Source organism: Dolichospermum sp. LEGE 00246 (assembly GCF_015207865.1).
In the GTDB taxonomy this organism is placed as follows: Bacteria; Cyanobacteriota; Cyanobacteriia; order Cyanobacteriales; family Nostocaceae; genus Dolichospermum; species Dolichospermum heterosporum.
Genome location: NZ_JADEWA010000209.1, coordinates 1 through 8,920, shown reverse-complemented (window position 1 = coordinate 8,920; position 8,920 = coordinate 1). Strand labels below are relative to the sequence as shown.

General features: G+C 38.9%; 8 protein-coding genes, 1 tRNA gene and 1 pseudogene. 1 reads left to right on the top strand and 9 read right to left on the bottom strand.

From position 1 onward, the window contains the following. Positions 1-142: 142 nt before the first annotated feature. The 3 genes and pseudogenes from IQ228_RS14535 to IQ228_RS14525 all read right to left on the bottom strand — a co-directional run bounded on the left by IQ228_RS14535 (position 143) and on the right by IQ228_RS14525 (position 2,890). Entirely contained in the window at positions 143-421 is a 279-nt protein-coding gene (locus tag IQ228_RS14535; RefSeq protein ID WP_035081351.1) for a hypothetical protein, read from the bottom strand. A gap of 543 nt (positions 422-964) precedes the next feature. Next, on the bottom strand, positions 965-2,014 hold the full coding sequence (locus IQ228_RS14530; protein WP_193963292.1) for a transposase: 1,050 nt from the start codon (positions 2,012-2,014) through the stop codon (positions 965-967). 18 nt (positions 2,015-2,032) lie between these two features. After that, positions 2,033-2,890, bottom strand: a pseudogene (locus IQ228_RS14525) (hypothetical protein). 164 nt (positions 2,891-3,054) lie between these two features. On the opposite strand from IQ228_RS14525, the gene IQ228_RS14520 reads away from it, so the two are divergent. Next, positions 3,055-3,128, top strand: a tRNA-Arg gene (locus IQ228_RS14520). 52 nt (positions 3,129-3,180) lie between these two features. On the opposite strand, the gene IQ228_RS14515 is transcribed toward IQ228_RS14520, so the two are convergent. From IQ228_RS14515 to IQ228_RS14495, 6 genes are all read right to left on the bottom strand, one after another. Continuing rightward, on the bottom strand, positions 3,181-4,059 hold the full coding sequence (locus IQ228_RS14515) for a bile acid:sodium symporter family protein (RefSeq protein WP_193963291.1): 879 nt from the start codon (positions 4,057-4,059) through the stop codon (positions 3,181-3,183). A gap of 6 nt (positions 4,060-4,065) precedes the next feature. Then, a complete protein-coding gene (locus IQ228_RS27175; RefSeq protein WP_255549976.1) occupies positions 4,066-4,200 on the bottom strand; it encodes a hypothetical protein in 135 nt (44 codons plus the stop codon). A gap of 3 nt (positions 4,201-4,203) precedes the next feature. Beyond that, on the bottom strand, positions 4,204-6,543 hold the full coding sequence (locus IQ228_RS14510) for an arylsulfatase (RefSeq protein WP_193963289.1): 2,340 nt from the start codon (positions 6,541-6,543) through the stop codon (positions 4,204-4,206). Between the two features lie 132 nt (positions 6,544-6,675). Then, complete coding sequence (locus tag IQ228_RS14505; protein WP_193963287.1) at positions 6,676-7,659, bottom strand: formylglycine-generating enzyme family protein; 984 nt, start codon at positions 7,657-7,659, stop codon at positions 6,676-6,678. Positions 7,660-7,670: 11 nt separating this feature from the next. Then, positions 7,671-7,826 carry a hypothetical protein gene (locus IQ228_RS14500; protein ID WP_193963285.1) on the bottom strand — a complete coding sequence of 52 codons (156 nt, stop codon included), beginning with the start codon at positions 7,824-7,826 and terminating at the stop codon, positions 7,671-7,673. 95 nt (positions 7,827-7,921) lie between these two features. Then, positions 7,922-8,881 carry a sulfurtransferase gene (locus IQ228_RS14495; protein ID WP_027401273.1) on the bottom strand — a complete coding sequence of 320 codons (960 nt, stop codon included), beginning with the start codon at positions 8,879-8,881 and terminating at the stop codon, positions 7,922-7,924. Positions 8,882-8,920: the final 39 nt, after the last annotated feature.

Sequence of the window (8,920 nt, the reverse complement as noted above, 5' to 3'; positions counted from 1 at the left end):
TAATTCATCTAAAACATAATCACTGGTATATATCAAAGTTTTTTGTTGTTTTAATTGACAATAGAGTTCTTTGACGGATTGATGATAATTATCTCTACGATGTCCTAAAGCTAACCATCCCCAAGTATCAATAAAAATAGACTTATATTTCATTATGATCACCCAAACCATATAGTTCTTCATCAATATTATCTGTTGATATTGGTTCTCCTGAAAGAATACCAATAACACTTAATAATGGATCTTCTATTTTTTCTCTATCTGTTAATTCTCTTGGTTCAAAAGATTTTGATAAGGCAATATCTTTAATTATTTCTGTAAGTATAGCTGAAAATTCCTCTTTATTTTCAGAAAAAATCTCTATTATTGCTTCTTTAAGGGTTTGTTTAAGTTGATTGTGTTCTAAGGATAAGTTAGACATAATAACCTCTATAACATCTATTAAATTATAACCTGTTAAAACAGGTTTTCGCTTTGAGCCTGAAATTTATTTCAAGATTCATAATTCATTGCTTTTAATACTCGTTCGATTTGCTTGGGTGCGTCAATTTGTTCTAGATTCCAAAGATACAAAGGAACAGTAGAACCCGATTTATTAATGTTTTAAAATGTTCGCCATATTTTGTTATTAATAAAAAGTTCAAACCTTTATCACATCTATATTTCAAAATTAGAAATTATTTTTGTGATTCCCCATTTAATAGAAGCGGGTTATAACCAATCTGCAAGAGCCAAAAATAATAACCACTCACCCTGATTGAGAATAAAAAGGGACGATTTTCGACTACTCATTATCTCCCCCTCAAGGAATTCTAAATCCTCCAAAAGCCTATACTGTCTTCATTTTGACTTTTGACTTTTGACTTTTGACTTCCGCCTTGCGGTACTAGTCGTTTTGCATTATTTTTATGAGCTAGTGGTTAGAGTAGTGAACTACTCTAACCAGCAAGTACCTGCATGACCTTTAGACTAGAGACAAAGAGTAGACTTGACCATCAATTAACAGTCTGGTAATCCCCTTAGCTTGTAAATGGCTACTAGCCTTATGGAGCATTTGACTATCGGGGACTTTAATCACGCGATCGCGCTTAGTAGAAAAGCGTTTAGCCACACGATGATTATCAAAAATCGGCAGTGTTTTCTGTTGATTTTCCAGACTCGGAATCAGACCCAAATCACCAAAGTCCTTGAGTGGACGGGTAATTAACTCCGCAGAGCGATCAATTACCAAATAGCAAGTTTTTGGTAAATGGGCAACCGACAATGGTAAAACCTGAACAGATACTTCCCCATTTCCGCGTCTGGTAACTAGGGGTTTTGGGGCTTCATAGTCTTCGTCCTCAAAATCCTCCTCATCCTCATACAAATCATCATCTAAATCGTCATCCAAATCATCAGGTTCATCCAGCAAATCCTCATCCAAGATTTCCGCAAACAAATTGGGCTGTGAATATGGAGATTCTACATCTATCTTAGATTTGGGGACAATTGGTGTTTCTGTCGGCTTGTGTCTGACAATTTCTAATTCTTTGACAACAGGAGTTTCCTTAATAACGGGAAGTTTGGGTTTTTCCACGGCTGAGGAGCGTGTTTTTACCCGTCTAATAACTGGAATAGGGTGAGTAAAATCAGAATCACCTTCTGGTTCTGGTTCTGGTTCTGGTTCTGGTTTTAGTTCTGGTTCTGGTTCTGCTGCTATTGTCGGCTGTTCTAGTTCTAGATCAGATAACCTCTCCACCGTATCAGCAGTGCTAGAAATTTCCACTGTCAATGGTGGTTGATTCAACAGCGGTAACTGCTCATAACTTACCTGCGCTCTGCCTTCAGGGGTTCTAGCAGCACGTTTTAAAGAAACGAGAAATTCATACTCTTCTTCTGGTAAGGTACTTTTGAGCAGTCGGCTAATTGTGGAATTACTCACACCATAGCGTTCTGCCAAAGTCGAGGTTGTTTCGGCAGTTTCTCGATATAGCTTGAGAATTTCTTGTTTGTCAGAATCTGTTAATTTTCTCACGGTAGACACCAAAATTTGTTAAGTTCGTTTGCGTCCACGGTCTCGGCGTTTAAGACTCAATGATGCGTCATATTCTAGGACAGCACCCAGACCGAATAACACTCCACTAAACACCCAGAATACTTCTAGTATGTCTCCACTTTGATAATCCGGTCTTTGAGCGAATTTAAACCACATATCTGCAATGTAGAGCGAAAATGCGGCTGCGGCAGTCATTCGCCAAGACAAGGAGACTGTACCTACCCAAAAAGCCAGTAGCATAGTTGTGGCAATCATTAGTAACGCCACATCGCTAACTATGTAAAACAAATTCAGCAAAAAGGCAATTTGTTCAGTTGATGCTTTTTCCTTTTGAGAAATCAACCAAGCTAGAAAACTGCCTAATGCTCCAACTGCCGCCACAATTAGCCACTGCCGTGCTTCCAGGTTAATTCGGCGAGAAACCAAGGCTAAAGCCATACCATTCCCTAAACATAAATATGTGAGGACAAAAAATATATCAGCAATAGATACATCTGGATCTTGTTTTAGGACGATTTCTGTATAGCCGAAAACGAGTCCACCTATAAAATAGGCAAACATTCCTAACCCGATTGACAGCCAGACTTTTCCACTACTAACCATTTGGGTACTCCGCTAGTTCCTCCAGCATAAGAGACTTGCGACCAAATAAGCCACAGCTTTAAAAATATTTGTGCCAATTACATACCACTGAGCGTGGACTTCTATTCCTCTTTGCACTGGGTCGGGGATTTTGGTACTAAACAACAAAAAGTATAACAATGCTAAGAAAGCCCAGCTAACACCAGCTAAAACAAGATTTTGAGTAGTTGATAGGGACTTAACGGCAGATGAATTATCGTAATATCTACTCATAGAGACTAACTAAGTAAATGCTCTGAATGTAATATTTTTTGCACATTGAATAAAATATAGCAGATGGCAGATCAATATCACTTGCAGTTTATTACGAAACTAGGAAACTTTTAATTTCCTCTTGCCTATTTAGACAATTTTAGATATAATGGTAAAGGTTTCATGGGTACGTAGCTCAGTTGGATAGAGCATCCGCCTTCTAAGCGGACGGTCACAGGTTCGAGTCCTGTCGTACCCATTAACTTAAAACCCTTGCAACTGCGAGGGATACAATCATTTTAATGTCATTACTAAACTTCAAGCTGCTTTATTTCCGCACCCATACCTTCTTCTTGATCTAATTCTGTTAGATTTTTACCCAAAATTAGAACTGAAACCATCATTAATAAACTCGTCACCATAATCACACTGATCACATTCGGATTATCAAAATTGCTCGTACCTATTAACAATGCTGCGGCAAAATTACGTTGTGCAGTTCCTACTCCTAAAACTCTTTGAGTATCAATACCAGGACCACCCAACAAATAACCCACAGTAAAAGAGAAGATAATAAAAATAGCACAAATAAAGATCACTCCAGTTTTCAATAAAACAAGAATTTCATTGAAGTGTACTATCAACCTCACTCCTAAACCTAAAAGCAATCCAAAATTAGATATTTTGAAAGTAATTGTTTGGAGATTTAAAGCGATATCTTGATATTTTGCCTTAATTAATAATCCAATTCCCAATGGTGTTAGCATCATTAATATTAAAGGTTTAGCAATATCCCAAGAATTGACTTCTACACCTTGCAAAACTAATGGTAATACAATCGGCATATAAAAAATAGTGCCGAACATTAACATCATCATCAACCCTGTAGAAAAAGCTAAATTCCCCTTCACTATTTGGGCAAGTTTAGGTAATGCTGGAGGACCTGATGCTAATGCCATGATAATAAAACCATCTTTCACAGGTTCATTAATAGGTATTACTTGCAGCAACAAATATACAAAAAGTGGCACTAGAACAAAATTTGTTAATAGCGATAAAAAAACCAAACGGATATTACGAAGAGGTTGCCAAATCTGCTGTAAAGTTAACTTTAAACCTGTACCAAACATAGTAGCAACAACAAAAGCCAAAAATGCAATTTTGTCAAGGATAGGGATAATTTCGTTCATAATTTTTTATTTCACTTTCAATAAATCTGTAGGTTGGGTTAAGCGATAGCGCAACCCAACAAACGTCGGTAAACGTTGGGTTTCGTTCCATTGCTCCGCAACGCTGACGCGAACAACCCAACCTACATTTGCGTGAGACAAAAATTACTTCAAATTCAAAGTAACTTTCTGTAAATTACCTGTGAATGCAAACGGTACTTGATAAGTTTCCACAATCGGAGTACCTGTATCTCTACCAACATCAAAAGTTTCATTTAAAGCCAAACGGTAGGGTAAAGTTTTTTCAATCCGACCCTCAGCTACCTGTTGATCATTAATAAATAACTTCCCATTTCCACCAGCACCAACTTCACCACCGTCATAATCAAAATTAAATCTGATTGTTGATTTACCTGGGGGTAATTTTTCAGGAGATTGAATAATGTAGCGTTCCGAATTTACAAAGTTGTAAACGTAAGTTGGTTTACTATCTTCGAGGAAAAATCCCCAACCAGCAAAACGTCCACCTTGAGTTAAGAGAACACCTTCTGCACCACTTTCGGGAATTTCCACATCAGCGGTAATACTAAATGATCTATTTTTTAAACTTGGGGCGCTACCTTCGGGAATACTGACTCCACTAGAATAGTAAGTAAAAGTTGTGCGTCCTGCGGCCGGGGAAGGACGACTTTGAACATCAAAACGTTCAGAAAGGCGATCATCTAATGGTAGAACTTTGTGTTTACGGGCTTCTGATAAAAACAGTTTTTGCAGTTTTTGCAGTTTTTCTGGATTTTCAGTTGCTAGATTATTCGCTTCGCTGAAATCTTCCTCAATGTTGTATAGTTCCCAAGGATCTTTCTCGAAGTCAGCATTAATTGTACCTTGCCAAGGTAATCGAGGATGACGAGCCGCAGCTACCCATCCCTCATCATAAATAGCGCGGTTTCCGAACATCTCGAAATACTGGGTTTTACGCTCAGAAGCAGCTTCAGGATCATCAAATGTGTAAACTAGGCTAGTACCTTCTAGTTTCTGTTGTTTTACCCCGTTAACTTTAGTAGGTACAGTAATTCCCACAGCTTCAAAAATAGTTGGCGTAATATCAATAACATGATGGAATTGGCTACGAAGTCCGCCTTGATCTTTAATGCGATCGCCCCATGCAATAATTAAGGGGTTACGAGTGCCACCAAAGTGAGAGGCTATTTGTTTTGTCCATTGAAAGGGTGTTGTACCTGCCCATGCCCAAGCTGCATGATAATGATTAAAGGTTTTGGGACTACCTAAGTCATTCAAAGAAGCTAATAGTTGTTCTCGACTTTCGGGTACTTTATTAAAAACTTTTAATTCATTGACGCTACCTGCTAAACCACCTTCTGCACTAGCACCGTTATCACCAACAATGTAGAAAACTAAGGTATTGTCTAATTCCCCGATTTGGTCAATGGCATTAATTAATCTTCCTACTTCATGGTCTGTATATGCTAAAAATCCCGCAAATACTTCCATTTCATGGGCATAGATTTTTTGATCATCTGGAGATAAGGAATCCCACGCTGGTAATTCTTTGGGACGGGGAGTAAGTTGGGCATTAGCAGGAATTACACCCAGTTGTTTCTGACGCGCAAAGGTTTCTGCTCGTAATTTATCCCAGCCTTGATCAAATTTGCCTTGATACTTGTCTATCCAGACTTTGGGGGCGTGATGAGGTGCATGGGTAGCACCGGTAGCCAAATAGGTAAAGAAAGGCTTATCGGGGGCTATAGACTGTTGAGAATGAATCCAGGCGATCGCATGATCTACTAAATCTGGAGTCAAATGGTAATCAGGATTATTGGTTGGTGGTGCAATCCGCTGGGTATTTTCTACCAAAGCCGGACTCCATTGGTTAGTATCACCACCTAAGAAACCGTAAAAATACTCAAATCCCAACCCTGTCGGCCAGCGGTCAAATGGACCAGCCGCACTGGTTTCATAATCTGGTGTATTGTGCCATTTACCGAAAGCTGCTGTGTTATAACCATTCTGCCGTAATACTTCCGCTACAGTAGCAGCGCTCTTGGGTAAAATAGTTGTGTAACCGGGAAAGCCTGATGCTAACTCTGCAACTACACCTGTACCCACTGAATGATGATTGCGTCCAGTTAATAAAGCTGCTCTGGTAGGTGAACAAAGGGCTGTAGTGTGGAATTGGTTGTAACGTAATCCTTTTTCAGCCAAATGAGTCAAATTCGGAGTTTCTATAGCACCACCAAATGTACTCGCTTGCCCAAAACCTACATCATCCAATAATACTAATAGTACATTGGGGGCTTTTTCCGGGGCTTTAATTGGTGCGGGAAAATCCGGTGTTGACTCTTTGTAAGTTATACCGATTTTACCTTTAAAAGACGGTGGATTAATCGGTAATACTTTTCCTGTATCTGCTAGGGCGGGGCTTGTTACCATCAACCATGTGATGAGGAAAGATAGAGACAGCACCTGTATAATTGAATGTGACATACAATAACCTTGTATAAAAAATCTGCAACTTTGCGCCTTTGCGTCTTTGCGTGAGGCTTAATCTTTTAACTTTTAACGAACCACAGAGGCACAGAGGACACGGAGGAAAGAGGGTTAGAGAGATATTTTGCGTTAGTCTTGTAAGTTCTTCACTAATCGAAAGCCGATATGGGTTGTTCCGGTATCAGGAGATTCTGATTCTCGTGCTGCTGGACGGTAGCGGCTGCAATAGTTTGGCGCACATAGGTAAGAGCCGCCTTTGATGACGTGCAGGGCAGTTTCTGTGGGTTTTTTGGGGTCAAAACTTTTATTTGGTCCAGTGGGGTTGACATTGTGGGCTTTGTTATCCTGTCCTATGCTGAACCAGTCGGAAGTCCATTCCCAAACGTTGCCGGTCATGTCGTAAAGTCCATAACCATTGGCTGGAAAAGAGCCTACTTTTGCCGTTCCTACATAACCATCAGTTTTGGTATTAAAAAAGGGAAAGATTCCCTGCCAAGTATTGGCTTTTTTGGCAGAATATTCATTACCCCAGGTATAAACTGCTCCATCCAACCCACCACGAGCGGCATATTCCCACTGTGCTTCTGTTGGTAATGATTTTTCTGCCCATTTTGCGTAGGCTAGAGCATCTTCGTAAGCAATATGCACCACTGGATAGTTTTCTTTCTCTGTAATGCTGCTATCAGTCCCAAAAGGATGCTGCCAATTAGCACCGGGTGTCCAATGCCACCAACTGAGAAGCTGAAATTGCTTAACGCCTTGTTTTGGCATTTGAAATACCAGTGAACCTGGTAATCTCTGCTCCTCTGGTAAGTCGGGAAACTGTTCTTTTGATAACGGACGTTCTGCAACTGTTACATACTTTGTGGCTTTGACAAACTCAGCAAATTGGGCGTTTGTCACCTCATATTTATCAATGCAGAAGGAACTAACTGTTACATTCTCAGCCCCTCGCTCTTCTACAAAACCAGAATCATCCGCTCCCATTTTGAATGTACCTCCAGAAATCATTACCATTCCTGGAGGGCAAGTATTAACGGCAAATGCTGGTGAATTGGTGAATAGCGATATGAGTGTAACTACTTGAATTAGTAGCAATATTAAAAACCGCATTTTACACCGTATTAAGCTCCTGAGCTATCGCTTTTAGAATCACTGGGAGGTTCGTCTTTACTACTTCTACAACTGACCAAGTTATCTTGATCAAGATTATTAGCAGCAAATACATATACTGGACTAAAGATGAAAATTGCAGCAGTGATTAGCAAAATTACTTGCATAGCTCATGGATTTATTTTTCAAAATTTTGTGGAAAAGAGGCAGAAATTAACATTGATTATGAGTTCATGTTAAAAGACTTTTAACTTGTCTTCTTCTAACTTATTTTCTCTTCTCCTGTAGCCACTGGTAAATCTTTATGAGTGCTATATTCTGTCCAAGAACCTTCATAGATTCTGACTTTGGGATAATTAAGCAGATGCTTTAAAACCACATATTGTAATGTAGCTTCCCGTCCTGTACTACAAGAAACAATAATGTCGTTTCCAGGAGTAATCTTTTTATCTGCCAGAATTTTCTTAATCTCATCTAATGACTTTAATTTGTGAGGATTTTTAGCATCTGTAAATGTTACCCAAGGAATATTCCGCGCACCAGGAATATGTCCATTGCGTATCCAAATATTTTCTTCACCCCGGAACAATTTTTCTGGTCTAGGATCAATAAAGGTAACTCCTGGCTTACCAATAAATTTTCTCACATCATTTAAACTCACACGCACTGAAGGGTTATCCCGAACTGTGAATTTACTGACTGAGTATTTAGGAAATTCTTTTGTGACAACTTGATCAGTTTTATAACCAGTATAACCACCATCTAATACGGCAATATCTTTCAATCCAGAACGTTCTAGTAAATAAGCAACCATTGTCGCACCTAAAACATCTCTACCATCTGAATATACGAGTACACGACTATTATTTGTTACTCCTGAATTGGCAAATATTTCGCCTAGTTTTTGATTGTCCCAATATTGTACTGGTAATCCTTCTTTTGGACCTCTAAAAGCCATATCAGCAATGTTTACAGCATTGGGAAGATGTCCTTCTATATAGTCGAGAGGAAAATTACGCACATCTAAAATTCTGAGGTTGGGATCTTTGGCGTTTTCAGCTACCCAATTTGGCGAAACAAACTGAATGTTAGCACCAGAATTAGCTGATAATACTGGCAAAGGTAATAAGGGAATACTTACTACAAAGGCAAAAAATACTGTCACCAAAGCAAATAACTTAGGTTTTTTTAAACTTTTGAAAGAGAAACTTTTAAACGTCATTTTTACCCTTCTTTGTATTTAATCAAACTATTCATTATT